This window comes from Serratia sp. CY84636 (assembly GCF_052166245.1).
GTDB classification, from domain to species: domain Bacteria; phylum Pseudomonadota; class Gammaproteobacteria; order Enterobacterales; family Enterobacteriaceae; genus Serratia; species Serratia nevei.
The window spans coordinates 285,158-311,649 of record NZ_JBJNOX010000004.1; the positions used below are offsets into that span (position 1 = coordinate 285,158).

General features: G+C 61.7%; 25 protein-coding genes and 1 pseudogene. 19 read left to right on the top strand and 7 right to left on the bottom strand.

What is annotated here, in order from left to right:
* The first annotated feature begins 3 nt into the window (after positions 1-3).
* The 6 genes and pseudogenes from ACJ8QI_RS15615 to ACJ8QI_RS15640 all read left to right on the top strand — a co-directional run bounded on the left by ACJ8QI_RS15615 (position 4) and on the right by ACJ8QI_RS15640 (position 6,525).
* Positions 4-657 (top strand): CoA transferase subunit B, encoded by a 654-nt coding sequence (locus ACJ8QI_RS15615; protein WP_025305151.1) that lies wholly within the window; start codon positions 4-6, stop codon positions 655-657.
* A 14-nt stretch (positions 658-671) separates the two neighbouring features.
* Positions 672-1,856 carry an acetyl-CoA C-acetyltransferase gene (locus tag ACJ8QI_RS15620; RefSeq protein WP_442532785.1) on the top strand — a complete coding sequence of 395 codons (1,185 nt, stop codon included), beginning with the start codon at positions 672-674 and terminating at the stop codon, positions 1,854-1,856.
* Positions 1,857-1,874: 18 nt separating this feature from the next.
* On the top strand, positions 1,875-2,798 hold the full coding sequence (locus tag ACJ8QI_RS15625; protein ID WP_060422138.1) for a 3-hydroxyacyl-CoA dehydrogenase family protein: 924 nt from the start codon (positions 1,875-1,877) through the stop codon (positions 2,796-2,798).
* A 45-nt stretch (positions 2,799-2,843) separates the two neighbouring features.
* Positions 2,844-4,236: pseudogene (locus ACJ8QI_RS15630) on the top strand (GntP family permease).
* A 12-nt stretch (positions 4,237-4,248) separates the two neighbouring features.
* Positions 4,249-5,019, top strand: a complete 771-nt coding sequence (locus ACJ8QI_RS15635; protein WP_049202335.1) for a 3-hydroxybutyrate dehydrogenase — start codon at positions 4,249-4,251, stop codon at positions 5,017-5,019.
* Between the two features lie 369 nt (positions 5,020-5,388).
* Positions 5,389-6,525 carry a porin gene (locus tag ACJ8QI_RS15640; RefSeq protein ID WP_038878347.1) on the top strand — a complete coding sequence of 379 codons (1,137 nt, stop codon included), beginning with the start codon at positions 5,389-5,391 and terminating at the stop codon, positions 6,523-6,525.
* 38 nt (positions 6,526-6,563) lie between these two features.
* On the opposite strand, the gene ACJ8QI_RS15645 is transcribed toward ACJ8QI_RS15640, so the two are convergent.
* Positions 6,564-7,385: an AraC family transcriptional regulator gene (locus tag ACJ8QI_RS15645; protein WP_019453262.1), complete on the bottom strand. Its 822-nt coding sequence runs from the start codon at positions 7,383-7,385 to the stop codon at positions 6,564-6,566.
* Between the two features lie 120 nt (positions 7,386-7,505).
* On the opposite strand from ACJ8QI_RS15645, the gene ACJ8QI_RS15650 reads away from it, so the two are divergent.
* The 3 genes from ACJ8QI_RS15650 to ACJ8QI_RS15660 all read left to right on the top strand — a co-directional run bounded on the left by ACJ8QI_RS15650 (position 7,506) and on the right by ACJ8QI_RS15660 (position 9,923).
* A complete protein-coding gene (locus tag ACJ8QI_RS15650; RefSeq protein ID WP_084826896.1) occupies positions 7,506-7,883 on the top strand; it encodes a hypothetical protein in 378 nt (125 codons plus the stop codon).
* 10 nt (positions 7,884-7,893) lie between these two features.
* Complete coding sequence (locus ACJ8QI_RS15655) at positions 7,894-8,769, top strand: helix-turn-helix domain-containing protein (protein ID WP_033652832.1); 876 nt, start codon at positions 7,894-7,896, stop codon at positions 8,767-8,769.
* 233 nt (positions 8,770-9,002) lie between these two features.
* Positions 9,003-9,923 (top strand): L,D-transpeptidase family protein, encoded by a 921-nt coding sequence (locus ACJ8QI_RS15660; protein ID WP_038878352.1) that lies wholly within the window; start codon positions 9,003-9,005, stop codon positions 9,921-9,923.
* Between the two features lie 92 nt (positions 9,924-10,015).
* Here ACJ8QI_RS15660 and ACJ8QI_RS15665 read toward each other — a convergent pair whose 3' ends face one another.
* Complete coding sequence (locus ACJ8QI_RS15665; RefSeq protein ID WP_442532786.1) at positions 10,016-10,432, bottom strand: MarR family winged helix-turn-helix transcriptional regulator; 417 nt, start codon at positions 10,430-10,432, stop codon at positions 10,016-10,018.
* Between the two features lie 183 nt (positions 10,433-10,615).
* Between ACJ8QI_RS15665 and ACJ8QI_RS15670 the strand changes: the two genes are divergently transcribed.
* From ACJ8QI_RS15670 to idi, 4 genes are read left to right on the top strand one after another with little or no spacing between them, the layout of a single operon-like run.
* A complete protein-coding gene (locus ACJ8QI_RS15670; protein WP_442532787.1) occupies positions 10,616-11,203 on the top strand; it encodes a non-oxidative hydroxyarylic acid decarboxylases subunit B in 588 nt (195 codons plus the stop codon).
* A gap of 2 nt (positions 11,204-11,205) precedes the next feature.
* A complete protein-coding gene (locus ACJ8QI_RS15675; protein WP_180548083.1) occupies positions 11,206-12,633 on the top strand; it encodes a non-oxidative hydroxyarylic acid decarboxylases subunit C in 1,428 nt (475 codons plus the stop codon).
* Positions 12,634-12,642: 9 nt separating this feature from the next.
* Complete coding sequence (locus ACJ8QI_RS15680; RefSeq protein ID WP_442532788.1) at positions 12,643-12,870, top strand: non-oxidative hydroxyarylic acid decarboxylases subunit D; 228 nt, start codon at positions 12,643-12,645, stop codon at positions 12,868-12,870.
* Positions 12,871-12,912: 42 nt separating this feature from the next.
* Entirely contained in the window at positions 12,913-13,506 is a 594-nt protein-coding gene (idi, locus tag ACJ8QI_RS15685; protein ID WP_084827889.1) for an isopentenyl-diphosphate Delta-isomerase, read from the top strand.
* Between the two features lie 38 nt (positions 13,507-13,544).
* Here the strand turns inward: idi and ACJ8QI_RS15690 are convergent, their stop codons facing one another.
* On the bottom strand, positions 13,545-13,847 hold the full coding sequence (locus ACJ8QI_RS15690; protein ID WP_004933246.1) for a DUF5862 family protein: 303 nt from the start codon (positions 13,845-13,847) through the stop codon (positions 13,545-13,547).
* 529 nt (positions 13,848-14,376) lie between these two features.
* Here ACJ8QI_RS15690 and ACJ8QI_RS15695 point away from each other — a divergent pair.
* From ACJ8QI_RS15695 to ACJ8QI_RS15715, 5 genes are read left to right on the top strand one after another with little or no spacing between them, the layout of a single operon-like run.
* Complete coding sequence (locus ACJ8QI_RS15695) at positions 14,377-14,784, top strand: ExbD/TolR family protein (RefSeq protein ID WP_038878355.1); 408 nt, start codon at positions 14,377-14,379, stop codon at positions 14,782-14,784.
* Position 14,785: 1 nt separating this feature from the next.
* Positions 14,786-15,532, top strand: coding sequence for an energy transducer TonB family protein (locus tag ACJ8QI_RS15700; protein WP_060422172.1), 747 nt, complete (start codon positions 14,786-14,788; stop codon positions 15,530-15,532).
* Between the two features lie 39 nt (positions 15,533-15,571).
* A complete protein-coding gene (locus ACJ8QI_RS15705) occupies positions 15,572-17,815 on the top strand; it encodes a TonB-dependent receptor family protein (RefSeq protein ID WP_442532789.1) in 2,244 nt (747 codons plus the stop codon).
* Positions 17,816-17,861: 46 nt separating this feature from the next.
* The gene (locus ACJ8QI_RS15710; protein WP_442532790.1) at positions 17,862-18,512 is read left to right on the top strand and encodes a MotA/TolQ/ExbB proton channel family protein; all 651 of its coding nucleotides are present in this window, start codon (positions 17,862-17,864) and stop codon (positions 18,510-18,512) included.
* Entirely contained in the window at positions 18,505-19,755 is a 1,251-nt protein-coding gene (locus ACJ8QI_RS15715; RefSeq protein WP_442532791.1) for a phospholipase D-like domain-containing protein, read from the top strand. Before ACJ8QI_RS15710 ends, ACJ8QI_RS15715 begins: the two co-directional genes overlap by 8 nt.
* Before the next feature lie 35 nt (positions 19,756-19,790).
* Here the strand turns inward: ACJ8QI_RS15715 and ACJ8QI_RS15720 are convergent, their stop codons facing one another.
* From ACJ8QI_RS15720 to ACJ8QI_RS15735, 4 genes are all read right to left on the bottom strand, one after another.
* A complete protein-coding gene (locus ACJ8QI_RS15720) occupies positions 19,791-20,900 on the bottom strand; it encodes a DmpA family aminopeptidase (protein WP_306686160.1) in 1,110 nt (369 codons plus the stop codon).
* A 2-nt stretch (positions 20,901-20,902) separates the two neighbouring features.
* Positions 20,903-22,279, bottom strand: coding sequence for an APC family permease (locus ACJ8QI_RS15725; protein WP_442532792.1), 1,377 nt, complete (start codon positions 22,277-22,279; stop codon positions 20,903-20,905).
* A 126-nt stretch (positions 22,280-22,405) separates the two neighbouring features.
* Complete coding sequence (locus ACJ8QI_RS15730) at positions 22,406-23,914, bottom strand: CoA-acylating methylmalonate-semialdehyde dehydrogenase (protein WP_442532793.1); 1,509 nt, start codon at positions 23,912-23,914, stop codon at positions 22,406-22,408.
* Between the two features lie 10 nt (positions 23,915-23,924).
* On the bottom strand, positions 23,925-25,265 hold the full coding sequence (locus tag ACJ8QI_RS15735) for an aspartate aminotransferase family protein (protein WP_087762966.1): 1,341 nt from the start codon (positions 25,263-25,265) through the stop codon (positions 23,925-23,927).
* A 135-nt stretch (positions 25,266-25,400) separates the two neighbouring features.
* On the opposite strand from ACJ8QI_RS15735, the gene ACJ8QI_RS15740 reads away from it, so the two are divergent.
* Positions 25,401-26,330, top strand: a complete 930-nt coding sequence (locus ACJ8QI_RS15740; RefSeq protein ID WP_038878382.1) for a LysR family transcriptional regulator — start codon at positions 25,401-25,403, stop codon at positions 26,328-26,330.
* The last annotated feature ends 162 nt before the right edge of the window (positions 26,331-26,492 follow it).

Below are 26,492 nucleotides of genomic sequence, written 5' to 3' on the forward strand. Positions count from 1 at the left end.
CGCATGCTTACCCGTGAACAAATGGCGCAGCGCGTGGCGCAAGAGCTGAGGGATGGTTACTACGTCAACCTGGGCATCGGCATCCCGACGCTGGTGGCCAACTACGTGCCGGCGGGCATGGACGTGATGCTGCAGTCGGAAAACGGCCTGCTGGGGATGGGCGAGTTCCCGACCGAGCAGCAGCTGGACGCAGACATGATCAATGCCGGCAAGCAGACGGTCACCGCACGCCTCGGCGCGTCGATCTTCGATTCGGCGCAGTCGTTCGCCATGATCCGCGGCGGCCACGTCGATCTGACCGTGCTGGGGGCGTTTGAAGTGGACGTCGAGGGCAACATCGCCTCGTGGATGATCCCCGGCAAGATGGTCAAGGGCATGGGCGGTGCGATGGATCTGGTGGCGGGGGCGGAGAACATCATCGTGGTGATGACCCACGCCGCGAAAGGCGGCGAGTCCAAGCTGCTGCCGCGCTGCACGCTGCCGCTGACCGGCGCCAACTGCATCCGCAAGGTATTGACCGATCTGGCCTATCTGGAAATTGAAGACGGCGCCTTCGTGCTGCGCGAACGCGCGCCGGGCGTCAGCGTGGCGGAGATTGTCGCCAAAACCGCCGGCCGGCTGATCGTGCCGGAGCAAGTGCCGGAAATGCGTTTCTGAATCGGGAGGTGAATGTGCAACAACGTGAAGTGGTGATCGTGGCGGCAACGCGCACGCCGGTCGGCAGTTTTCACGGCGCGCTGGCGCCGCTGACGGCGGTGGAACTGGGCACGGCGGTGGTGCAGGGGCTGCTGGCACAAAGCGGCGTGGCACCGCAGCAGATCGATGAAGTGATCCTCGGCCAGGTGCTGAGCGCCGGCTGCGGGCAGAATCCGGCGCGCCAGACCGCGCTGAATGCCGGGCTGCCCGTGACGACGCCGGGGCTGACCATCAACAAGGTGTGCGGCTCCGGTTTGAAGGCGGTGCATCTGGCGGTGCAGGCGATCCGCAGCGGCGACGCCGAGGCGGTGATCGCCGGCGGCCAGGAGAGCATGAGCCAGTCGCCTTACCTGATGGCCGGTGCGCGCGCCGGCCTGCGCCTCGGTCACGCGCAGATGGTGGACAGCGTGATCCACGATGGCCTGTGGGACGCCTTCAACGACTACCACATGGGTATCACCGCCGAGAACCTGGCGGAGAAATACGCCATCAGCCGCGCCGAGCAGGACAGCTTTGCGCTGCGCTCGCAGCAGAAGGCGCAGGCGGCGCAGCAGGCCGGGCGTTTCGCGCAGGAGATCACGCCGGTGACGGTGCCGAAGCCGAAGGGTGAGGCGTTGCTTGTTAAGCACGACGAACAGCCGCGCGACACCAGCCTGGAGGCGCTGGCGCGGCTGCGCCCGGCGTTTCGCAAGGAAGGCACGGTGACCGCCGGCAACGCCTCGTCGCTCAACGACGGTGCCGCCGTGGTGCTGCTGATGAGCGCGGAAAAAGCCGCCGCACTGCGCTTGCCGGTGCTGGCGCGCATCGCCGGTTACGCTTCGTCGGGCGTGGATCCGGCGATCATGGGCATCGGCCCGGCGCCGGCCGCGCGCCGCTGCCTGAAGAAAGCCGGCTGGCGGCTGGAGGAGGTCGATCTGATCGAAGCTAACGAAGCCTTTGCCGCGCAGGCGCTGGCGGTGGGCAAAGAACTGGGCTGGGAGGCGGAGCGGGTCAACGTCAACGGCGGAGCGATCGCGCTGGGGCATCCGATCGGCGCGTCCGGCTGCCGCATTTTGGTGTCGCTGTTGTACGAAATGCAGCGCCGCGGGGTGAACAAGGGGCTGGCGATGCTGTGCATCGGCGGCGGGCAGGGCGTGGCGCTGGCGGTAGAGCGCCCGTAAACAACCGAGGAGGGCACGATGCAGTCATCTGACTATGCGGTACTGGGCGCCGGATTGATGGGGGTGGGCATCGCCACCCACTTTATTCGCCACGGCCATGAGGTGCTGCTGTATGACCCGGATCCGCAGCGGCGGGTGGAGGCGCCGGCGGTGGCGAGCGGCATTCTGGCCGAGCTGAGCGACGTCGGGCAGTTTGATAACGCTGAGCGCGACGCGGCGCTGGCGCGCCTGCGCGTGACCGGCGAGCTGAACGACGTGGCGCGCGCCCGGCTGCTTATTGAGGCGATCCCGGAACGGCTCGAGCTGAAGCACGCGCTGTATGAGCAGTTGGAAGGGCTGATCGCCGACGACGCGGTGATTGCCAGCAACACCAGCGGCCTGCCGCCGGACGAGCTGGCGGCGCGCATGACCCACCCGCAGCGCCTGCTGATCGCCCACTTCTGGCACCCGCCGCACCTGATCCCGCTGGTGGAGATCGTGCCCGGCCGCGCCACCGATCCGCGCCATCTGGCGGCGGTGCAGGCGCTGCTCGGCGGGATGGCGCTGGAGGCGGTGCTGCTGGAGCGCGCCGCGCCGGGGTTTGTCGGCAACCGGCTGCAGTTTGCGGTGCTGCGCGAGGCGCTGCACATCGTCCACAGCGGCATCGCCAGCGCCGAGGTGGTGGATCAGGTGATGCGCGCCTCGCTGGGGCGGCGCTACGCCATGGTCGGCCCGCTGGAGGCCGCTGACATGACCGGGCTGCCGACGGTGGCGGACATCGCTCGCCACCTGTTCCCGGAACTGGCGACCGGCGACGAGATGATGGCGTTGGTGGAACAGCGGCTGCAGCGCGGCGATACCGGCCAGCGCAGCGGCCGGGGATTTTATCTTTGGGATGACGCACGCAGGGAACGCATTCAACGGCGACGGGCGCATCAGCTGCGCTTTGCGCTGAAACCGTAATTTCGCACTCCGTACCTGACAATAACAACGATACTGAGGTGACCGATGAGCGTTTTGATTGCCCTGGCAGCACTGGGATTACTGATGCTGGCCGCCTATCGCGGCTACAGCGTGATTTTGTTCGCCCCGATCGCCGCGCTGGGCGCGGTGCTGTTGACCGATCCCGGCGCGGTGGCGCCGACTTTCACCGGGCTGTTTATGGAGAAGATGGTCGGCTTCGTGAAGCTCTACTTCCCGGTGTTCCTGCTGGGGGCGGTGTTCGGCAAGCTGATCGAGCTGTCCGGCTTTTCCCGTTCGATCGTCGCGGCGGCGATCCGCATTCTCGGCCGGCGTCACGCCATTCCGGTGATCGTGCTGGTGTGCAGCGCTGCTGACCTACGGCGGGGTGTCGCTGTTCGTGGTGGCGTTCGCGGTCTATCCGTTCGCCGCCGAGCTGTTCCGCCAGAGCGGTATCCCCAAGCGGCTGATCCCGGCCACCGTGGCGCTCGGCGCCTTCTCCTTCACCATGGACGCCTTGCCGGGCACGCCGCAGATCCAAAACATCATCCCGACCAGCTTCTTCGGCACCAATGCCTGGGCCGCGCCGTGGCTGGGGCTGATCGGCTCGCTGTTCATCATCGCGGTCGGTCTGCTGTATCTTGAACGCCAGCGGCGCAAGGCGCAGCTGAAGGGAGAAGGGTACGGCTCCGATCTGCTGAACGAGCCGGAAACCCCGGACGACATCAACCTGCCGAACCCGCTGATCGCCATCCTGCCGCTGATTTTGGTCGGGGTATTCAACCTTGGCTTCACCCATTGGATCCCGCAGTGGTACGGCGCCAGCCACGAGCTGACGTTGCCGGGGCTGGCCAAGCCGATCACCACCGACGTGGCGAAGATCACTGCCATCTGGGCGGTGGAAGCGGCGCTGGTGTCGGGTATTCTGCTGGTGGTGGTGTTCGGCTTTCGCAATATTCGCGGCCGGCTGGCGGAAGGCAGCAAGACGGCGGTCGGCGGCGCGATCCTGGCGGCGATGAACACCGCCTCCGAATACGGCTTCGGTGCGGTGATCGCCGCGCTGCCGGGCTTTTTGGTGCTGTCGCAGGCGCTGTCGGCGATCCCCAATCCGCTGCTGAACGAAGCGATCAGCGTTACCCTGCTGGCCGGCATCACCGGATCGGCCTCCGGCGGCATGAGCATCGCGCTGGCGGCGATGTCCGACAGCTTTATCGCCGCCGCCCATGCGGCACAGATTCCGCTGGAGGTACTGCACCGGGTGGCCTCGATGGCCAGCGGCGGCATGGACACCTTGCCGCACAACGGCGCGGTGATCACCCTGCTGGCGATCACCGGCCTCAGCCACCGGCAGGCCTACGGCGGCATCTTCGCCATCACCCTGATCAAGAGCGCCGCGGTGCTGTTCGTGATCGGCGTGTTCTACCTGACCGGCATTGTTTAAAGGAGCGATACCATGAGTGTACAAGGCAAAACCGCGCTGGTGACCGGCTCGACCAGCGGCATCGGCCTCGGGATAGCGTCCGTGTTGGCCGCCGCCGGCGCGCGCGTGATCCTCAACGGCTTCGGCGACGTGGAGCAGGCGCAAGCGCAGGTCGCGCGGCTGGGCGCCGCGCCGGGGTATCACGGCGCCGATCTCGGCGATGCGGGCCAGATAGCGGACATGATGCAGTATGCCGAACGCGAGTTCGGCGGCGTGGACATTCTGGTGAACAACGCCGGCATTCAGCACGTGGCGCCGCTGGATCAGTTCCCGGTGGAGAAATGGAACGCCATCCTCGCCATCAACCTGTCGGCGGTGTTCCACACCTGCCGATTGGCGCTGCCGGGGATGCGCGAACGCAACTGGGGGCGTATCATCAACGTGGCGTCGGTGCACGGGCTGGTGGCGTCGAAAGACAAGTCGGCCTATGTGGCAGCCAAGCACGGCGTGGTGGGGCTGACCAAGACGCTGGCGCTGGAGACCGCGCGCACGCCCGTCACCTGCAACGCCATTTGCCCCGGCTGGGTGCTGACGCCGCTGGTGCAGCAGCAGATCGACAAACGCATTGCCGCCGGAACCGACCCGCAGCGGGCGCGCGATGAGCTGTTGGCGGAGAAGCAGCCTTCGCAAGCGTTCGTTACGCCAGAGCAGCTCGGCGAGCTGGCGCTGTTCCTGTGCAGCGATGCGGCGGCGCAGGTGCGCGGCGCCGCCTGGAACATGGACGGCGGTTGGCTGGCGCAGTAGTGAATTCTCTCTCGGAGCGTGCAATGCGCTCCGTCGTTATTTCCCGCCATCAGTTAATTCCCCTGCGTGACGGTTTACCTGCGGCAATAATATTTATTTGTTATTTGCTATCTTTATTCCCGGATAATCACGCCGGTTTATTTTGGGTGAAAAGTGCGGATTGGTTTATTTCGTGCTGCGGTTATTACATTATTTTTCTCTGCGTTACAGATTAACACGTTTTTGCTGAAATTAAATCCAACCTGAAATAATGACAGGTTATGGCGTGAAATTTTATATCTTGCGTGCGCTGTTCACATCGGTTAATTATTTCTGCGTGGCTTAAGATCACCGTGTTTATAACAATAATTTTTTCGGGCAGGGGTAATAATGAGAAAAAATACAACGCCAATATTCATTGGCGGCGTCTTGCTGTCGGCGTTATCCGCCGGCGCACAGGCCGAGATCACCATTCTGGATAAAAACCCGCAGAGCAATGTGTTGCTGGCGCCGCTCAGTATAAAAGTGGGCGGCAGCATTCGCCCCGAGTGGATCTTCAATAACGGCCCTGAGCCGGGCTATGACAAAAACGGCCACGACGGCGGCACGCGTTTTCGCTTCAGCGGCGACTATGCGCTGACGCAGGACACTTCGATCATCGGCTATTACGAGTGGGGCGTCGATCTGGCGCACGCGCTCAGCTGGGACGGGCACTATAACGAAGACGGCAAGCGCGACTATCAGCGCCAGCTGTACGCCGGTTTCAAAGACGATCGTTACGGCACCCTGACCTACGGCCATCAATACGGCATCTATTATTCGGTGGTCGGCATCAAAAGCGACGTCTGGGATAACGATGGCCATGCGGGCGGCACCGGCATCGGTATTTCCGGCGATTATGACGGCGGCAATAAACCGAAAAACAGCATCAAGTACACCAATGATTTTGGGCCGGTAACGTTGTATGCCAACTATTTATTGCCGGAAGACGATCTGCACACCGCGGATAACCTGATTTATCGCCGCAAGGGCGGGGGCGGGTTGGGCTTCGATTACAAGGTGACGAAAGATTTCACCTTCAGCGCGGCCTACAGTTATACCGACGCGAAGATCAAAGACAATCTGTACAGCGAAAAGGATTATCACCAGCAGCTGTCCGGCACCGCGTTGACCTGGCAGCCGAACAACTGGTACATCGTCGGCACCGCCAGCTACTACAAAGACTATGTGCCAAGCACCCGCCAGCGCACGCTGTCGCACTTCTTCGCCGGTGACGGCTACGGGCTGGAAGGCTTCGTCGGTTACACCTTCAATATCGACAAGCCATTCCTCAAATCGATCCAGCCTTACGTGGCGGCGGACTCGCTGCGGCTGAAAGGTGACGAGGCGTATCACGCCAACCACGTTTACCTCGGCGCGGGCACCACCATCGGTTACGGACTGTCGGTGTATGTGGAGCGCACGCTGGCCAACAGCAGCGACAACGAGCCGGACTCCACCTGGATTACGGTGTTCTACGATTTCTGATTCTCACCTGCTTCAAGCCGGCGCCTGCGCCGGCTTTTTCACATGGTAATTGCGCCGCCCAGGGTCTCTCCAGAGGCGTTTCGCTCCGCCAGGTAGCGCGCCGGCGGTTTGCCTACCGCCTTTCTGAACATGGTGACGAAGCCGCTGGCGCTCTCGTAGCCCAGATCCAGCGCCACCGTCTGTACGCTCTCGCCCTGCGTCAGGCGCTGCAGCGCCAGCATCACGTGCAGCTGGCGCCGCCAGTGGCCGAAGCTCATGCCCATCTGCTGTTGCAAGGTGCGGCTGAGGGAGCGCTCGCTCATGCCGATGCGCTGCGCCCACTGCCCGAGGGTGGATTTGTCCGCCGGGCTGCTCAGCATGCCTTCGGTCAACTGCCGAATGCGCGCGTCGTCGGACACCGGCAGATGCAGGTTCTCGATCGGCGCGGCCGCCAGCTGGTCCAGCAATACCGCCGTCAGGCGCCCTTCGGCGCCCTGTTCGTCGTAGAGCGGCTCGAAGGTGCTGGCCTGCAGCAGCAGCTCGCGCAGCAGCGGCGAGACCGACAGCGTGCAGCAGTTTTGCGGCAGACCGGCGGCGGCATGTTGATCGACGAACAGGCAGTAGGCCTCGGTGGAGCCGGCGCCCTGGGCGTTGTGCAACACGTTGCCCGGCATCCACAGCGCGCACTGCGGCGGCACCAGCCACAGCCCGTTTTCCACTTCGCAGCGGATCATGCCGCGTACCGTGTAGATCAGCTGCGCCTTCTGATGGCGGTGCGGCTCGACTTCCCAGTCCTGCTCGAGGGTTGAACCTTGCAGGGCAAACAGCGGGCGCGGCACCTGATCGATATCCAGGCAGTGGCGGGGGATCTGTACTTTCATGAGAATAATTCTCAATTTGGCGGAATTGAAAAGTATTATGTCCTGATTGCGCAATGTGGTCTAGCGCCGGTGCCGATAAAGTAAGCGCCAGTCCTAAACCATTTCCTGAGGAAACTGATTATGTCATTGGATACCGCCGATTTTCCGCTGGTATGGATGCGCCAAAACGGGCGCGATACCCAGGCCGAACTGGCCGAATTCAGCGCGCTGCTGGCGCGCGCCGAACCCTTTGTCCTGATGACCGACCGCAGCGTCGGCGATGAAGAACCAGAACATGACCGCGATGCCCGCACCCAGGTCGCGCTGTGGAAGCGCGATAACCGTGAGGCGCTGAAGCTGTGGGTGAAAGGCATGATCATGCTGGAACCGGACGACGCCAAACGCGCGGCGGCGGAAGAATTCGCCGAATACGGCGCCAAGTTCTGGGGCTATCCGGTGCTGGTGGCCGCCGATGAAGCCGCAGGGCGGGTATTGGCGCAGACGTTATTGTTAAAATAAGGGGAATACCATGCACCAGCAACAGGTGATTGAACAGCTGCTGGCCTGGATCGAGCAGAGCCTGGATCAGCCGCTGACGCTGGACGACATTGCCGCCAAGTCCGGCTACTCCAAGTGGCATTTGCAGCGGATGTTCAAGCAACATACCGGCCATATTCTCGGCACTTACGCCCGCCGCAGAAGGCTGACCGCCGCCGCGCGCGAACTGCGCCTGACTGGCACCAGCGTGGCCTGCATCGCCGATACTTACCAGTTCGATTCGCAGCAGACCTTCACCCGTTGCTTCCGCAAACAGTTCGGTCTGCCGCCGGCCAGCTATCGCCGCAGCCAGGATTGGTCGAGCTACGGCCTGCAGCCGCCGCTGCGGCTGACCGAAACGCCGTTGCCGCAGGCCGACATCGTGACGCTGCCCGCCATGCAGCTGGTGGGCAACACCCAGCGCCGCAGCTTTACGCTGGGGCAGCTGGCGGCCTCCAAGTGCGAGCTGCGCCGCCACGCCTGGCGGCAGCTGCTGCAGCCGCAGGCGCTGCCGGAGGTGGTATACGGCCTCACCAGTCTGGAGGTCGACAGGCAACGCCGGGGTAATCCGCGCATGGCCTATACCGCCGCTCTGCCGGACGAAGGGGCGATGGGGGAGCGGGTGACTATCGAACAGGGGGAGTATGCCCGTTTCACCTATCAAGGGCAGGCGGAAGGGTTACAAAACTTTATCGTGCGGCTGTACGACACCGCGATGCCGCAGATGAACGCCGTCCGCCGGCCGGGGCAGGATATTGAGCGTTTCTACCCGGCGCAGGAGGGCAGCTGCCCGCTCGGCGGCGCGGCGATCCGCTGCGAATATCTGATCCCTATTCGGCGGGTGGAAGCGTTGGCCGCCGCCGGTTAGGCGGCGGTTCTCGCAAAAAGTCGCCTTCGTGGCGCGTCAGGTTACAAAAAATTGCGATATTACATCGGTAATGGTTCACACTTTGATTGATGTGCACATATAATGCGCATCCGGTCAAATCCCCCCTGGTTTTTCAGGCCGCAGCGCCGTTGGCTGCCGGCTGAAATGCAACGGGGTAAAGTGGCCGTAGAAACCGATACCCATAATCGCCAGTGGCCTTGACCAACACGAAGATGAAAATGAGCATTCGCGCGTTATTAACCCTGTTTACGGCACTGGTTGCATTCAGCCAGGCTGCCTTCGCCGTCGTCTACCCGCTGCCGCCAAAAGACAGCCGTTTGGTGGGCGAGAATATCCAAATCACCGTACCGGAAGACAGCAAACTGCCGCTGGAAAGCTTCGCCGCCCAGTATCAGATGGGGCTGAGCAACATGCTGGAGGCCAACCCGGGCGTGGATCCGTTCCTGCCGAAGGCCGGCAGCACCCTGACCATCCCGCAGCAGCTGATCCTGCCGGACGCGCCGCGTGAAGGCATCATCATCAACAGCGCCGAGATGCGTCTGTACTACTACCCGAAAGGGTCCAACACCGTGGTGGTGCTGCCGATCGGTATCGGCCAGCTGGGTAAAGACACCCCGCTGAACTGGACCACCACCGTACAGCGCAAGAAAGACGGCCCGACCTGGACGCCGACTGCCAAGATGCGCGCCGAATATGCGGCCGACGGTGAAATCCTGCCTGCGGTGTTCCCGGCCGGCCCGGATAACCCGATGGGGCTGTATGCGCTGTATGTTGGCCGCCTGTATGCCATTCACGGCACCAACGCCAACTTCGGCATCGGCCTGCGCGTGAGCCACGGCTGCGTGCGTCTGCGCGCCGACGACATCAAGTACCTGTTCGAGAAAGTGCCGGTCGGCACCCGCGTGCAGTTCATCAACGAACCGATGAAAGCCACCGTCGAACCGGACGGCTCGCGCTACGTGGAAGTGCACAACCCGCTGTCGGCCAACGAAGAGCAGCTGCAATCCAAAGATCCGGTGCCGCTGACCATTTCCGCGCCGGTCGGCAAAGTACTGATGGACGCCGGCGTCAACCAGAGCGAAGTGGACGCGGCGATCAAGGCCCGTTCCGGTATGCCGGTGAAAGTGAACTGATCGCCTCGGGCTTCAGTGAACGCGATAAAAAGACGCCTGCGGGCGTCTTTTTTTATGGCTGTTGAATCTTTATCTCTGCCGAGAGGGTTAATTTATTTTTTTCCCACCATCGTCTGTAAAGCGAAAAGCGCCGACTCATATTGCTCTTTATTGACCCGTTCAAGGTACCTGTTATCAATCGCGTCGGCGATTGGGCGGCTGGCTTCGAACAGCGCCTGTCCCGCAGGCGTCAGGTAAATAAATCGGCGGCGCTTGTCCTGCTCGCCCGCTTCACGCTTTAACAGACCTTTCCCTTCCATTCGGCTGAGTAATTCAGCCAGCGCGGCTTTACTGCTGATTGCCGCCTCCATTAACTCGATTTGCTCAATACCCGGAGTTTCTGAAACGGTGGCCAGAATGGAATATTGCTGTTTACTGAGTTCAGGGAGCGATTTCTGCCATTGCGAACTATGATCCTGAAGCAACTCGCGGATGAGATGGAAAAAAGTATTGGCCAGCGTTCTGTTCATACGTTTATTCCTTAAGAGGAAAAAAGCGAGCAATAATATCAATATAACAAAACTGACCGCTGAGAGATACTTGCCCTGGCAGGTCGTTCGTTTACGAACGGTTACATCTTGCCCGCTTGTTTTATCTCGATCCCAGGACTAGATTTGGCATATTGTTCGTATACGAACTTTGTCGAGGTAGGCATGAGATTAACGATCGCGATGACGGGTGCTACCGGGGCACCGCTCGGTACGGCGCTTCTCCAGGCCCTGAAAGATATCGAAGGTATAGAGACGCATTTGATCTTGAGCCGGTGGGCCAAAAAGACCATTGAGCTTGAAACAAACCACAGCCTACGTGACGTGATGGCGATGGCTGATGTCACACACAGTGCGGCCGACCAGGCCGCCACGATCTCCTCGGGTTCATTTCGCATGGATGGCATGATCATTATTCCCTGCAGCATGAAAACGTTGGCGGGAATTCGCGCGGGTTATGCCGAGGGGCTTATTGGCCGAGCGGCGGATGTCATGATTAAAGAAGGGCGGAAGCTGGTGTTGGTTCCAAGGGAAACGCCGCTGAGCGCCATCCATCTGGAAAATATGCTGGCGCTCTCGAAGCTGGGCGTTTCATTGGTCCCCCCGATGCCCGCTTATTATAACCATCCCACTCATATTGATGACGTCACCGATCATATTGTCGCACGGGTTCTGGACCAGTTTGGCCTTGATTACAGCCGGGCAAAACGCTGGGCTGGATTAAAAAAAGAGGTTTACAGTCAGGAGGGTTAAATATGGCTTATGACGATCTTCGAAGTTATTTGGCGGCATTGGATAAGGCCGGGCAATTACTTGACATTGCCGAGGAGGTGCAGGCGGAACCGGATATCGCCGCGGCGGCCAACGCCACCGGAAGAATCGGTGAGGGCGCCCCCGCCATTGCATTCAGGAACATTAAAGGCTTTGAACATGCGCATGTGGTGATGAACACCCTCGGCTCATGGCAGAATCACGCCATCGCGCTGGGCCTGCCGCCGACCACGCCGGTGAAACAGCAAATCGATGAGTATATTCGCCGCTGGGATCATTTCCCTGTCTCTGCAGAGCGCCGCGATAATCCGCCCTGGGCGCAGAATGAGGTCAACGGCGAGGAGATTAATCTGTTTGAAATCCTGCCGTTGTTTCGCCTAAACGACGGCGACGGCGGTTTTTACCTGGATAAGGCCTGCGTCGTTTCCCGTGATCCTGAAGATCCCGCTCATTTCGGCAAGCAAAACGTCGGCATTTACCGTATGGAGGTGAAGGGCAAACGCAAGCTGGGTTTGCAACCGGTGCCGATGCACGACATCGCGCTGCATCTGCGTAAAGCCGAAGAGCGCGGAGAGGATCTGCCGATTGCCATTACGCTGGGCAACGATCCCATCATTACGCTGATGGGAGCGACGCCGTTGAAATACGATCAGTCGGAGTATGAGATGGCCGGCGCGCTGCGCGAAAGCCCCTATCCGATAGCAACGGCCCCTTTGACCGGCTTCGATGTGCCGTGGGGGTCTGAAGTGATCATCGAAGGGGTGATTGAAGGCCGCAAGCGCGAGATTGAAGGCCCGTTCGGCGAATTTACGGGCCATTATTCCGGCGGCCGCAACATGACGGTGGTGCGTATCGATAAGGTTTCTTACCGAACACGGCCGATTTTTGAATCCCTGTATCTGGGCATGCCCTGGACAGAAATCGACTATCTGATGGGGCCGGCCACCTGCGTGCCGTTGTATCAGCAGCTGAAAGCCGAGTTTCCGGAAGTGCAGGCGGTCAATGCGATGTATACCCACGGGCTGCTCGTCATCATTTCCACCAAAAAGCGTTACGGCGGCTTCGCGCGCGCGGTGGGGATGCGGGCAATGACCACGCCGCACGGATTGGGCTATGTGAAAATGGTGATCATGGTCGATGAGGATGTCGATCCCTTCAATCTGCCGCAGGTCATGTGGGCGCTGTCCGCCAAGGTCAACCCGGCCGGCGATCTGGTGCAATTGCCGAACATGTCCGTGCTGGAACTGGATCCCGGCTCCAGCCCTGCGGGGATTACCGACAAATTGATCATCGACGCGACAACGCCGGTGGCTCCGGATGCGCGTGGCCACTACAGTCAGCCGGTCAAGGATTTACCTGAGACCGCCCTGTGGGTGGATAAATTAACCGCCATGTTGGCTAACCGTCCTTAAGGAGCTCCTATGATTTGTCCTCGTTGTGCCGATAAACAGATAGACGTCATGGCGCATTCACCGGTCAAGGGCGTATGGACGGTATACCAGTGCCAGCACTGTCTTTATACCTGGCGGAATACCGAACCCGCCCGCAGAACGGAACGGGAGCATTATCCGCCTGAGTTTCGCATGACTCAGCAGGATATCGATAATGCGCCGGAAGTGCCGGCCATTCCTACTCTTTTGACGAAATGAACCCAAAGACGGGCAAGAGCCCGTCTTTAGATGGAAATCGCGATGATGAATAACGAAGACGTCGTTTTGCTTGATGCCGCCTGGCAGCCTTGCGGAACGATGCCGAAAAATCAGGTGCACACGCACCATACGCCGCTGCATTTGGCCTTTTCATGCTACCTCTTTACCCCAGAGGGCAACGTGCTGGCCACAAGACGTGCGTTGAGTAAAACCGCCTGGCCGGGAGTTTGGACCAATTCCTTTTGCGGCCATCCCTTGCCGCAAGAGGCGCTGGCACAGGCGGTGATGCGCCGTGCCCAGGTTGAACTGGGCACGGAGGTGGAGCAGATAACGCTGCTGAGCGAAGCTTTCAGCTATCAGGCTACCGATGCGTCCGGCGTAATGGAAAATGAAGTTTGCCCGGTATTTGCCGCGCAAATAAAAGGCGCGCTCCATCGCAATCCGGATGAGGTCGCGGATTATGCCTGGGTCGAGCTCAATCATTTAATGGCGGCGGTAAAATTAACGCCTTTTGGTTTCAGCCCGTGGATGGTTTCGCAATTAAATACCGACGCGATAGCCGCAGGTTTGAAAGAATACCGGGATGCGATAATGGTCAAGCGTTCAGCGGGCGGCGTAGGGGGAGGGCGGCAATAAAATAAATAGCCACCGCGGGGGTGACTATCTATTCGTGCTTACAGACTGCCGCCGACCGAGGTCGAGGTGGAGCCGATAGTTTCGCGGAAATGTTTTGCGTAGTCCGCCACTTCCTGCTGCGTATGGGTCAGGCCATACAGCCCCAGCCCCACACCGCCTGCGACGCCGCCGATGATGGTACCGACCAGTTGGCCGACGGCACCGGCAATAAAGCCGCCGGCCCCTGCGGATTTGCCTGCAATCAGCGCGCCGGTCATGGCGCCGTCCAGCAACCCATCCCAGGCCGCGTTCAGATCGCCACCGCTAACGTACTGCTCTTCATATTGACTAAGTACTTTCATATACAATCCTTATAAATAAAAGGGTGACTTAGTGGGGTTAATTAATACCGAGAATAACGCTGTGGCGCTATTCCACTTTAAAAATATAACAGCTGATAATCTGTTGGCAATAATATATCCAATGAGGAATATTGTTTGGTTATATATGCGACTATTTATTTTCTGTCGATATTTTTATGACAGGGGTTGAGAATATTCTTGGTTAAAAAAGGCGATATCACTGGAAACCCCATCATGCCCTTATTGCGGACGGGCTGAGGCGATTTCTTCTTGTCGTTGCCGTGGGCCCGCTGTGGCTGTCACTATTTTCACATTTCAGGCTCTGCTACCCGTTAGGCGAGTGCGTTCGCCCTGTGATTATTCCATTAAAAACTATAGCTAATTAATGGGTTATATCTCCGTGCTCGCCTCCCGTCATTGAAAGAATTCTCGCAAAAAATCCACACTGTGAAAATAAGATCACACAAGCGTAACAAAAGGTAAACAAACCCCTCCTATATTGGCTGCTTCGCTTTTGGGAGGGAGTGTCATGCGTAACTGGAACGAACCGAAAAAGAATAAAGCGCACATCGAGCTGATCCCGATGATCGACGTGATGATGTTTTTATTGGTGTTTTTCGTCTTGATCAGCCTGAACGTCATTCCGGCGCTCGGGCTGAAAACGCAGCTGCCGTCTGCCGGCAGCGCGCAGCAGCTGAAACCGCAGAAAAAAGCGATCGTCACGCTGGGGGCCGACGAGCAGCTGCAGCTGGATGGCCAGCCGATTGCGCTCGACGCGTTGGTCAACACGCTGAAGCAACAGCAGCAGGCCAACCAGACCACCACCATCATCGTCAACAGCGACAAGGGCGTGGCGGTCGAGCGGCTGGTGGCGGTCATGGACAACCTGCGCCAGGGCGGTTTCCTCTCCGTCTCCATCGCGACACGGAAGCTGTGACATGTATCTGCTCTATCGCTCACGTCATCTTTTCAGCTGGCTGCCGGCGCTGATTGTCGCCGGTTGCCTGCTGTTCGCCAGCCAGCAGGCGGCGCTGAAGATCCAGCCGCGCTACGACGAAACCGCCATCGAACTGGCGCTGGTGGAGCCTGAACCGGCGCCGGAACCCCAACCGGAAACGCCGCCGGAACCCCAGCCCGAACCGCCGCTGCCCGAGCCGGAGCCGATCCCCGAACCGGTCGTGCCGGCGCCGGAACCGATCGTGGAAGCCAAGCCGGTGCCGAAACCGCAGCCGAAGCCCAAACCCAAACCGGTGAAGGAGAAAGCCAAACCGGTAGAGAAGCCTAAAGCGACGCCGGCGCCTGCCGCCCCGCGCGCGCTGGTGAGCAAACCGGCGGCGCAGCCCGCACCGGCCGCCCCGGCGGCGCCGAAGGTGAACGCGCAGGCGATTGAAAACGGCTATCTGCTGGCCTTGCGCCGCGAGCTGGAACAGCGCAAGCGCTACCCGAGCGGGCGCCAGGCCTCGCTCGAGCGCCCGCAGGGCAACGTCGAAGTGTGGCTGGAGGTCGATCGCAGCGGGCGGGTGCTCTCTTCCGGCATCGCCAACAAAGCCGCCAGCATGCTGCTGAACCGCGCGGCGATGAGCAGCCTGCAAAGCATCAGTTCAGTGAAGCCGTTCCCGAGCGAGGCGTTCGCCGGGCAAACAACCAAAAGATTTACCGCAACGTTCAATTATCAGGCGCCTTAGCGCAAGGGTTAATCGTTTGATTTTTATGGGATGCACACAATGAAATCGTTTAATCGTTCTGGGATCTATCTGGCGGTGATGTCGGCGATGCTGCCGGGCGCCGCGCTGGCGGCCGACGCCACCGATGTCGGCACCATCAGCGTCAAGGGGCAGTCGCTCGGCGGCGGCATGATGGTGCAGGATGACAGCGCCAAGGCGCGTTCTACCGTCACCAAAGAGGCGATGGACAAAATGCCGTCGGCGGCCAACGCCATCGACAAGCTGAAATACACGCCGGGCCTGAACGTCAACAGCAACGACGCCAGCGGCCTGAGCGGCGTGGACTACACCATGCGCGGCATGAACTCGGATCAGATCGGCCTGTCGATGGACGGCATTCCGATCAACGACTCCGGCAACTACGCGGTGTACCCGAACCTGCTGGGCGATGCGGAAAACCTGGAGGAGGTGTTCGTCACCCAGGGGTCTTCCGAAGCGGACGGCCCGCACATCGGCTCCAGCGGCGGCAACATCGGCCTGGTGACGCGCCGCCCGGCGAAAGACTTCGGCGGTTTCGTCAAGCAGACGCTGGGCAGCAACAGCCTGAGCAAAACCTTCGCCCGCCTGGACACCGGCGAGTACAACGGCTTCAGTAACTGGCTCTCCTATTCGCACACCGAAGCGAAGAAGTGGCGCGGCGAAGGGCGACTGTACTCCGACAAGTTCGAGATGAACTCGCTGTATGAAGACGGCAACGGCAACAGCAGCAATCTGGTGATGAAGTACAACCGCCAGAACAACACCAACTACAACACTCTGAGCAAGGCGCAGTTCCAAAACGACGGCCGTGACACCGACTACGTCACCACGCCGGAGTACAACAACAAAGGGCAGTTGAACAAGTATTACAAGATTGAACGCAACCCGTTCGAAAACTTCACGCTGTCGTTCACCCAGAAGCTGCAGCTGCGCGATAACCTGTCGCTGACCCTGCAGCCGTATTACTACTGGGGCAACGGCGGCAGCTTCAACGGCCAGACGGCGTCGGTGTTGTCCAACACCTCCAGCAAGGCCGGGCAGTACGATCTCAGCAACCTGAAATCCAACACCTACTACCGCCCGTCGTGGACCCAAACCTGGCGACCGGGCATCACCACCAAGCTGAAGTGGGACATTAACGATCAGCACAGCCTGGATATCGGCTACTGGTATGAGCGCGCGCGTCAGCTGCAGACCCAGCCGTTCATCAGCATCAAGGGCGACGGCAACCCGTCGCAGATTTGGGGGCAGCCGGGCGGTTCCGATCAGGTGAAAGACGCCAACGGCAATACCGTGCAGGGGCGCAACCAGTACACCATCACCCCGGCGCAGAAGGTGTGGCTGCAGGACACCTGGTTCGCCACGCCGGACTGGACCTTCGTCGGCGGCCTGGCCTATCAGTACGTGGAGCGCAAAGGGGACAACCGCGGCAGCCTGTACAACGTGCCGGAGAAGCGCAAAGCCACCTATCATGAATTCCTGCCGAACTTCAGCGCCAGCTATAAGGTGAATCAGGAAAACCAGGTGTTCTACAACCTGACGCGCAACATGCGCACGCCGCCAAACTACGTGTTGTACAACGTCGGCGACTCGCTCAGCACCAAGCCGGAGCTCAGCTGGAACCACGAACTGGGCTGGCGTTTCCAGCAGGAAGACATGCTGCTGAGCGCCACGCTGTTTTACATGCGCTACAGCGATCGCCAAATCTCCACCACCAACTCGGCCGGCGACTACGAGATGATGAACATCGGCAATGTGGAGAACAAAGGGCTGGAGCTGGAGTGGAGCGGCCAACTGCCGCATAACTTCAACTACTACACCTCTTATACCTACACTGAGTCGAAGCAGAAGAGCGATATCGTCAGCAACGGCGGGCTGCCGCTGCCGACCTCCGGCAAGGAGGTGCCGAACGTGCCGAAAAACCTGCTGAACATGACGCTGGGTTATGACGACGGCCTGTACTACGGCAGCGTCAGCGGCAAGTACGTCAGCGCGTTCTACGGCGATCTGACCAACGACGAGAAGATCGGCGGCCGCACGGTGTTCGATCTGGCGGCGGGTGTGCATCTGCCGGTGGACAAGAAAATCGTCAAGAGCGCCGCGCTGCGCTTTGGCATCAGCAACCTGTTTGACAAGGAATACCTGACCTCGGTGCGCACCACCACCTTCAACGCGGCGCCTTACGGCGGCGTGAAGGCCAGCACGCCGTATTACAACGTCGGCGAAGAACGCACCTTCAGCGTTTCGCTGGAAGCCACCTTTTAACTGAATATCCCGCCGCCTGCCGGGCGGCGGGAAAGAGGAGCCCTGTATGGACGCCAATCTGTTGCACGACATTATTTTCTACGTGATGTACGCCGCGCTGGCGATCGCGCTGGTGATCATCATCGAGCGCACGCTGTACTTCGCCTATACCCAGCGCCAGGCGCGCCGGTTGGAGCAGGCGCTGACGCCGGACGTGCGCCGCGCCGCCGATCTGCCGGACGAGCTGGCCCAGCGTAACAGCCTGCCGATGGCGGTGATCGCGCCGGTATTGGCGCAGAAGCACCGCGCCGGCGACCGCGAGGCGATCGGCGATCTGATCGACGCCCAGTACCTGCTGAGCAAGCCGCCGATGGCGCGCGGCCTGTGGCTGCTGGAAACCGTGGTCACCGCTGCGCCGCTGCTGGGGCTGCTGGGCACCGTGATGGGGATCATCGAAACCTTCAAGGCGCTGGCCGCCTCGGGGGTGTCCGAGCCGAGCCTGGTGTCGGCCGGGATGGGCACCGCGCTGTACGCCACTGGCCTCGGCATCGCCATCGCGCTGCTGTGCCTGGTGGCCAACAACTTCCTGCAGAGCCGCATGGAGCGCATCAACGAACTGCTGAAGGTGCTGCTGATCCGCGCCGGCCAACCGGCCAGCCGCCCGGAGAGCGGCAGCGGCGAACAATGGGTTGACAGCGGAGCGCCGCGCTATGCCTAATGGCCATCCAGTACGGCGGCCGCTCGGCCGCCTTTATACGGCATTGTGGGGCGGTTGTTTGTTGATGTTGAGCCAGAGCGCTGCGGCGCGTTTTGCGATTCCCGGCTATGAGCTGGTGTACACCGCGCCGGTGGAAACCGCGCTGCAGGCCGATGACCTGCGCAACACCGCCGAGGTGTGGCGCGAGATGTTCGACGCGGCGAAAACCCGCATCGACCTGGGGCAGTTTTACGTGGCGAATCAGGACGGTTCGCTGCTGGACGGTGTGCTGCAGCACCTGAAGGCGGCCGGCGAGCGTGGGGTAAAAATTCGCTTTTTGGTGGAAGAGAAGGGCATTCGCATTTCTACCGCCGAAACGCTGGAACAGCTGAAGGCGATCCCCAATCTGGAGCTGCGCATCATTCCTTACCAGAAGCTGAGCGGCGGCATTCTGCACGCCAAATACCTGCTGGTGGACGGCGAACAGGCGTTCGTCGGCAGCCAGAACTTCGACTGGCGCGCGCTGGAGCATATTCACGAAACCGGGCTGCGCATCAGCGACGCCAAGGTGGTGGGGCAGATCCAGGCGATCTTCGAGCAAGATTGGCAGGCGCAGGCGCTGCTGGCGCAGGATAAACCGGTGCCGCCGCTGCCCGATTGGCCGATGACGGCGCCGACGCAGGGCAACTATCTGGTGGCCAGCCCGCGCGCCTACAACCCGGCGGGGGTGATTGACTCGCAGGCCGAGCTGCCGCGCTTGCTGGCCGGCGCCAAGCGGCGGGTGCGGGTGCAGGTGATGGACTACGCGCCGCTGTCGTTCGGCCCCGAACGCAGCCGCCCCTTCTACGCGGTGATCGACAACGCGCTGCGCAGCGCGGCGGCGCGCGGGGTGCAGATCGAGCTGATGGTGGCCAACTGGAACACCAAAAAGCCGGATATCGCCTGGCTGAAGAGCCTGGCGCTGGTGCCGAACGTGCAGATCAAAGTGGTGACCATACCACCGGCCAGCAGCGGCTTCATTCCGTTTGCCCGCGTGATCCACAGCAAGCTGATGACCATCGACGATGAGATTGCCTGGGTGGGCACCAGCAACTGGACCGGCGGCTATCTGGACAACTCGCGCAATCTGGAGCTGGTGTTGCACAATGCGACGATGAGCGGGCGGTTGGACCAGCTGTATCAACAGCTGTGGAACAGCGTCTACGCTGAGCCGTTGAAGCTGGATTACGATTACCCGACGCCCAAGCCGGGCGGCGAATCCTGACAAGCAGGGCGCGGTTAATCCCCGCGCCCCGTTTTTTATCGCCGCCAGCCGGCCTTCTCCAGCGCCGTCACCAGCTGTTCGGCGCTCAGCCCTTCCGCCCGATGGCCGTTGCCGCTGACGCTATTGGCCGCCAGCAGCGCATTGACGATCGCTTCCTCTACCGCTTCCGCCGCCGCGGCGAACAGCGCCGAAATATAGTCGTTGTTCACCATGCGCAGCGGCGTGGTGAAAGCGCCTTTATTGGCGTAGTCGGCGGGCGGCAGGCCGTCGTTGCCGGTGGCGAAGGCGATAAAGATATCGCCGCTCGAGTCCTCGGTGCCGCCGCCGGTGCGGGCGATGCCGATGCTGGCGCGCTGCGCCAGCCGCGCACACTGGTGCGGCAGCAGCGGCGCGTCGGTCGCCAGCGCTACCACGATGGAGCCCATGCCGGGATGCGGCAACTGCGGCGTGAACGGCGAGGGGAGATGGCCCAGATGCCGGCCTACCGGGTAACCGCCGACCAGCAGCGACTCGCGCTTGCCGTGGTTGGCCTGCACGATGGCGCCCACCGTCCAGCCGCCCTGATCGGCGGGCAAGCGGCGCGACGCGGTGCCGCTGCCGCCTTTGAATTCATGGCAGATCATGCCGCTGCCGCCGCCGACCGCGCCTTCCTGCGGCAAGCCGCCCCGGGCCGCCTGCTGCGCCTGGCGCACGTGCTCGGCCTTGACGTGAAAGCCGTTGATGTCGTTGAGCAGGCCGTCGAAGGTTTCCATCACCACCGGCATATTCCAATACACCGCGTTGTCACCCGCGGGCAGCGTTTCACGCTCCAGCGCGATCAGCGCATCGCGCACCACGCCCACGCTGTGGGTGTTGGTGAAGGCGATCGGGCTGGTCAGCAGGCCCGCTTCGCGCACCCATTCCAGGCCGGTGGCGTCGCCGTTGCCGTTCAGCACGTGCACGCCGGCGAAGCAGGGGGCGTGGCGGGCAGAGCCGGGGCGCGGTTCGATCACCGTCACGCCGGTGCGCACGCTGCGCCCGTCCGCCAAATCGGCATGAATGCTGGCATGGCCAACGCGCACGCCGGGCACGTCGGTGATGGCGTTCAGCGGGCCGGGCGTGCCCTGTCCGATGATGATGCCCAGATCCTGAGCGCGCTGCGTCATGGTTATTCTCCTTCTATTGAGGGGGCGGCGAGGGGCGCCGTCTGGCGGCCGCGCAGATGGTTCAGCGCCAGCCCGAAGCCGACGATGCCGGCAATGATAATAAAGTCTTTCAGGCTGCTGGCGATCAAAATCGTCCACAGCACGTACAGGCAGCACAGCAGCGCCGCCAGTACCGGCAGCGGCCACAGCGGCATCAGGTACGGGTGGTGGAAGTGGCGGCGGCGGCGGCTGATCAGCGCCGCGATCGCCATGATGATGTACACCAGCAGCAGCAGGATCACGGTGAAGGAGGTCAGCGATTCGAGATCGGAGCAAAACGCCAGCAGCGCCGACGGCACGCCGAACAGCAGGGTGGCGATCCAGGGGGTACCGAAGCGCGGATGGATGATTTTCAGCGCCCGGTTGAACGTCGGCAGCCAGAAGCCGTCGCGCCCGCTGGCGAACATCATGCGGCTGAACTGCGCCACGATGGCGATGATGGCGTTGAACACCGACAGATAAATCGCGCCGCTCACTACCCGCGCCAGCGTCGGGCCGCCGAGCTGGGTGACCACATAGCCGACCGGATCGGCCTGTTTGGCCATCTCGGTCAGCGACGGCGAGCCGATCAGCAGGGCGGTGAACGGCACCAGCTCCACCAGCACCACGATGACCAGCGTCAGCATGATCGCGATCGCCATCGGCCTGCCCTGTTCGCGCATGTCCTCCGCCATGTACACCGCCGCGCCGTAGCCGTTGTAGGAGAACAGCGCGACCCCGACCATCGCGACGATCAGCGGCAGCGACACCGTCGCCAGGCTGCCCTGCGCGTCCAGCATCACCGGCGCGGTGAGGATCTCCGCGCTCTGATGCGGGTGGCTGAAGCCGAGCCAGGCGATCAGCGCCAGCACCGCCACTTCCACCACCAGAAAGGCGCCGGTCAGCAGGGCGTTGGCCTTGATGTTGAAAATGGCGCAGATGCCGCCGACCAGCACGGTGAGCATGCCGGCGGTCGAGGCGTCGAACTGGGTGCCCAGCGCGGTGTTCAGGTAGGGCACCGCGCCGGTGGCCAGCACCGCCGGCACGAACAGTGAGGCGCTGAGGATAAACAGGTAGGTCTGCAACCCGCACAGGGTGCCGAACAGGCGCTTGATGATGCTGTACTCACCGCCGGCGCTGGGGTGTGCGGCGCCGAGCTCGGCATAGCACAGCGCGATGGCGGCGGCGACGCAGGCGGCGATCAGAAACGACAGAAAGGCGCCGCTGCCGGCGCTGGCGATCGCCAGCGGGGCGATGACGAAGATCGAACTGGCCGGCGTCACGCCGGACGCGGTGATCATCACCACGTCGAGGACGCTGAGATTGCCTTTGAAGGTGTGTTCAGGGGCGGACTCTTTCATGGGATAACGACTCCATTAACGTGTGAGTGAATTATTGTTTTGCTGCACAGGCTGTACGCAGGAATCAAATGGAGCGCGCGAAATGCCGGGGAGCGTTGCTCCCCGGAAGTTTATTGTTCTTATGTGTTACCCCTGCCCCGACGGGAAGCTGAAGCTGGCGCGCCGGGCGTCGCCGGAAGCCGGCCAGCGCTGGGTCACGGTCTTGCGTTTGGTGTAGAACCTGACCGCGTCCGGGCCGTAGGCGTGCAGATCGCCGAACAGCGAGCGCTTCCAGCCGCCGAACGAGTGGTAGGCCACCGGCACCGGCAGCGCCACGTTGATCCCCACCATGCCGACCTGAATGCGGCTGGAGAAGTAGCGCGCCGCTTCGCCGTCGCGGGTGAACAGGCAGGTGCCGTTGCCGTATTCGTGGGCGTCGATCAAGGCCATCGCCTCCTGCAGCGACGCCGCGCGCACCACGCCGAGCACCGGGCCGAAGATCTCCTCCTGATAGATGCGCATGCCGGGCGTCACATGGTCGAACAGCGTTGGGCCGAGGAAGTACCCCTGGCTGGGGCGGCCGTCGGCGTCCGTCACGCTCAGCTCGCGGCCATCCACCAGCAGCTCGGCGCCTTCGGCCACGCCCTGATCGATATAGCCTTTCACCTTCTGATAATGCTGCCGGGTCACCAGCGGCCCCATGTCGTTGCGATTATCGCTGCCGGGGCCGACGCGCATGGCGGCCATCTGTTGCCGCAGCCCGGCGATCAACGCCTCGGCGGTGCCTTCACCCACCGCCACTACCAGCGGAATGGCCATGCAGCGCTGGCCGCACGAGCCGAAGGCGGCGCCCATCAGCGCGCCGACCGCGCCGGGGATATCGGCGTCCGGCAGCACCACCGCGTGGTTCTTGGCGCCGCCCAGCGCCTGCACCCGTTTGTTCTGCCCGCAGCCGGTGTGATAGATGTGTTCCGCCACCGGCGTCGAACCGACGAAGCTGATCGCTTTGACGCGCCCGTCATGCAGCAGCGTCTCCACCGCTTCGCGATCGCCGTTGACCACGTTGAGCACCCCCGGCGGCAGCCCGGCTTCCGCCGCCAGCCGTGCGATATACAGCGCGGCGGAAGGCACGCGCTCGGAAGGCTTCAGCACGAAAGTGTTGCCACACGCCACCGCCATCGGCCACATCCACAGCGGCACCATCGCCGGAAAGTTGAACGGCGTGATGCCCGCCACCACCCCCAGCGGCTGAAACTCGCTCCAGCTGTCGATGCCCGGGCCGGCCTCTTTGCTGTGTTCGCCCTTCAGCAGTTCCGGCACATAGCCGGCATATTCGATATTCTCGATGCCGCGCTGCAGTTCGCCCAGGGCGTCGCTGAGCACCTTGCCGTGCTCGGCGGTGATCAGTTGGCAGATGGCATCGGCGTGCTGCTCCAGCAGATCCTTGAGCTTCATCATGATGCGCGCGCGCTTCAGCGGCGGGGTGTCGCGCCAGGCGGGATAGGCCTGTTCGGCGGCGGCGATGGCGCGCTCCACCGTGGCGCGGTCGGCCAGCTGCACCTCCTGCGCCGATTGGCCGGTGGCCGGGTCGTAAACCGGCTGGCTGCGTTCGCCGCCGGCGGCGGGTTCGCCGTTGATCCAATGGGTAATGGTCATGGTTCTCTCCTTATTCGGTGGCGTTGAGGGCGTCGCCCACGGCGTTGATCAGCGCATCGATCTGCGCTTCGCTGCTGATGAACGGCGGCGCCAGCTGCAGGGTGTCGCCGCCGTAGCGCACGTAAAATCCGCTTTCCCAGCAGCGCATCGCCGCCTCGAAGGGGCGCCGCGCCGGTTCGCCCGGCCGTGCCGCCAGCGTAATGCCGGCCGCCAGGCCGATGTTGCGAATGTCGGCGACGTGTTTGGCTCCCTGCAGGCTGTGCACCGCGCGCTCGAAGTAGGGCGCCAGCGCCTGTACGCGCTCCACCATCTGTTCGCGCTGCAGAATGTCCAGCGTCGCCAGCGCGACCGCGCAGCTGACCGGGTGGGCGGAGTAGGTGTAGCCGTGCGGGAATTCGAGCTGGTAGTCCGGCTCGCCGCCGTTCATGAAGGTGTGGTAGATCTCCGGCCGCACCACCACCGCGCCCATCGGCTGCGCGCCGTTGGTCACCTGTTTGGCGATGTTCATGATGTCCGGCGTGACGCCGAACGCCTCGGCGCCGGTCATCGCGCCGCAGCGGCCGAAGGCGGTGATCACTTCGTCGAAGATCAACAGGATGTCATGCTGGGTACAGATTTCGCGCAGGCGCTGCAGGTAGCCGACCGGCGGCACGATCACCCCGGCGGAGCCGGAGAAGGGTTCGACGATCACCGCGGCGATCGTTGAGGCGTCGCGCAGCGCGATGATGCGGTTGAGCGCTTCCGCCAGCTCTGCCCCCTGTTGCGGCATGCCGCGCGAAAAGGCGTTGCCGGCCAGCAGAGTGTGCGGCAGGTGGTCCGCTTCGGCGCCGGCGCCGAACGTCTTGCGGTTGCCGGCGATGCCGCCGACCGAGATACCGCCGAAGTTAACGCCGTGATAGCCCTTTTCCCGGCCGATAAAGCAGGTTTTGCCCGCCTGGCCTTTGGCGCGCCAGTAAGCGCGCGCCATTTTCAGCGAGGTGTCCGCCGCTTCCGATCCGGAGCCGGTGAAGAACACGTAATCCAGCCCCGCCGGCGTCAGTGCCTTGATCTTGTTGGCCAGTTCGAACGACAGCGGGTGGCCGAACTGAAACGCCGGCGAGTAATCCAGCGTCGCCAGCTGGCGCTGGGCGGCGTCGGTGATTTCCTGCCGGCCGTGCCCCAATCCGCAACACCATAATCCGGACAGGCCGTCGAAAATCTTTCTGCCGTCATGGCTGGTGTAATACGCCCCCGCGGCTTGAGTAATGATGCGCGGCTGCGCTTTAAAATTACGGTTACCGGTAAAAGGCATCCAATGGGCCTCTAACCCTTCGGCATCGAGACTATTTAGCGGGTGATTTTCAGCGGCCATGTTTTCCTCCGAACAGGAAAATAAGAGCGATTAATGAAATAAACCGAGTTGTTAACGAATTGTTGTGCGAAATTGACTATGTACCGCTTGTTCTCTACTGTGAATAATCATATGTCGAAACTTACTTAAGGTTTTATGCAAGTAAAAAAGCGCGCGCTGTTAGGGCAATTGTCGGATATGGATCTGCGTTTGCTGCGGGTATTCAAGGCCGTGGTCGACTGCGGCGGCATGAGCGCCGCCGAACTGGAGCTGAATATCAGCCTGTCGACCATCAGCAAGCACATCAAGGATCTGGAGCAGCGGCTGGGCCTGACGCTGTGCCAGCGCGGGCGCGAGGGCTTTGCGGTCACCGACGAGGGGCTGCTTATCTACCAGGAAACGGTCAACCTGCTGGCGGCCACCGAGGCGTTCCGGCGCGGGGTAGACGAGGTGCACCAGCGCATGGGCGGGCAGCTGCACGTGGCGATATTCGATCATACGGTCAGCAATCCGCAGGCGCAGATCGGCCGGGCCATCGCATTATTCAGCGAGCGTGCGCCGGAGGTTTCTTTGCAAATGTACGTGGAGCCGATTAATACCATTGAACGCGGCGTCATTGACGGACAATTTCAGGTTGGCGTTATTCCCATGCACCGCAGCGCGGAAAGTTTATCTTATCATTCGTTATTCAGTGAGAGGATGTTCTTATATTGCGGCGCGCAGCATGAATTATTTTCCGCCCCCCATGAAACATTAAATTGGGATCTGCTGCACAATTATGCCTTCGCCGGATTAGGCTACCATTCGCCGAATATGGAACTGAGCCTGCAGCAACATTTGCATCGCAAGGCGACGGGGTTCGCGCAGGAGTCGATCGCCACGCTGATCCTGTCCGGCAAATACGTCGGCTTTTTGCCGGATCACTACGCGGCGTTTTTCGTGGCGCAGAATATGATGCGGGCGATCAAACCGGCGCTGTTCCGCTATCACTGCGAATACTCCAGCGTGCTGCGCCGCTCGCCGGTGCCGCAGCGGGTGGTGAAGCTGTTCCATGAGTGCCTGCTGGCGGCCCACGGAACAGCGTGACGCTTACTGCTCTTTCTTCTTGCCGAAGATTCTGATCAGCGCGCCGACCAGGATGCCGACCGCGATGCCGGCGAAGATCCAGCCGATGATGCCCATTTCCTTAACTCCTGCTAGTGCGTTGATCTGATTATACCCGTCATACTTGAAACTGCATCTGTGTTG

Bases quoted from the DNA above. Each gene is read 5' to 3' on its own strand.
- ACJ8QI_RS15710 (WP_442532790.1), top strand. From the start codon at position 17,862: ATGGACGCCAATCTGTTGCACGACATTATTTTCTACGTGATGTACGCC.
- ACJ8QI_RS15675 (WP_180548083.1), top strand. From the start codon at position 11,206: ATGGCTTATGACGATCTTCGAAGTTATTTGGCGGCATTGGATAAGGCC.
- ACJ8QI_RS15660 (WP_038878352.1), top strand. From the start codon at position 9,003: ATGAAAATGAGCATTCGCGCGTTATTAACCCTGTTTACGGCACTGGTT.
- ACJ8QI_RS15635 (WP_049202335.1), top strand. From the start codon at position 4,249: ATGAGTGTACAAGGCAAAACCGCGCTGGTGACCGGCTCGACCAGCGGC.
- ACJ8QI_RS15690 (WP_004933246.1), bottom strand. From the start codon at position 13,847: ATGAAAGTACTTAGTCAATATGAAGAGCAGTACGTTAGCGGTGGCGAT.
- ACJ8QI_RS15640 (WP_038878347.1), top strand. From the start codon at position 5,389: ATGAGAAAAAATACAACGCCAATATTCATTGGCGGCGTCTTGCTGTCG.
- ACJ8QI_RS15645 (WP_019453262.1), bottom strand. From the start codon at position 7,385: ATGAAAGTACAGATCCCCCGCCACTGCCTGGATATCGATCAGGTGCCG.
- ACJ8QI_RS15735 (WP_087762966.1), bottom strand. From the start codon at position 25,265: ATGGCCGCTGAAAATCACCCGCTAAATAGTCTCGATGCCGAAGGGTTA.
- ACJ8QI_RS15700 (WP_060422172.1), top strand. From the start codon at position 14,786: ATGTATCTGCTCTATCGCTCACGTCATCTTTTCAGCTGGCTGCCGGCG.
- idi (WP_084827889.1), top strand. From the start codon at position 12,913: ATGATGAATAACGAAGACGTCGTTTTGCTTGATGCCGCCTGGCAGCCT.
- ACJ8QI_RS15695 (WP_038878355.1), top strand. From the start codon at position 14,377: ATGCGTAACTGGAACGAACCGAAAAAGAATAAAGCGCACATCGAGCTG.
- ACJ8QI_RS15680 (WP_442532788.1), top strand. From the start codon at position 12,643: ATGATTTGTCCTCGTTGTGCCGATAAACAGATAGACGTCATGGCGCAT.
- ACJ8QI_RS15740 (WP_038878382.1), top strand. From the start codon at position 25,401: ATGCAAGTAAAAAAGCGCGCGCTGTTAGGGCAATTGTCGGATATGGAT.
- ACJ8QI_RS15715 (WP_442532791.1), top strand. From the start codon at position 18,505: ATGCCTAATGGCCATCCAGTACGGCGGCCGCTCGGCCGCCTTTATACG.
- ACJ8QI_RS15625 (WP_060422138.1), top strand. From the start codon at position 1,875: ATGCAGTCATCTGACTATGCGGTACTGGGCGCCGGATTGATGGGGGTG.
- ACJ8QI_RS15725 (WP_442532792.1), bottom strand. From the start codon at position 22,279: ATGAAAGAGTCCGCCCCTGAACACACCTTCAAAGGCAATCTCAGCGTC.
- ACJ8QI_RS15730 (WP_442532793.1), bottom strand. From the start codon at position 23,914: ATGACCATTACCCATTGGATCAACGGCGAACCCGCCGCCGGCGGCGAA.
- ACJ8QI_RS15655 (WP_033652832.1), top strand. From the start codon at position 7,894: ATGCACCAGCAACAGGTGATTGAACAGCTGCTGGCCTGGATCGAGCAG.
- ACJ8QI_RS15650 (WP_084826896.1), top strand. From the start codon at position 7,506: ATGTCATTGGATACCGCCGATTTTCCGCTGGTATGGATGCGCCAAAAC.
- ACJ8QI_RS15670 (WP_442532787.1), top strand. From the start codon at position 10,616: ATGAGATTAACGATCGCGATGACGGGTGCTACCGGGGCACCGCTCGGT.
- ACJ8QI_RS15615 (WP_025305151.1), top strand. From the start codon at position 4: ATGCTTACCCGTGAACAAATGGCGCAGCGCGTGGCGCAAGAGCTGAGG.
- ACJ8QI_RS15665 (WP_442532786.1), bottom strand. From the start codon at position 10,432: ATGAACAGAACGCTGGCCAATACTTTTTTCCATCTCATCCGCGAGTTG.
- ACJ8QI_RS15720 (WP_306686160.1), bottom strand. From the start codon at position 20,900: ATGACGCAGCGCGCTCAGGATCTGGGCATCATCATCGGACAGGGCACG.
- ACJ8QI_RS15705 (WP_442532789.1), top strand. From the start codon at position 15,572: ATGAAATCGTTTAATCGTTCTGGGATCTATCTGGCGGTGATGTCGGCG.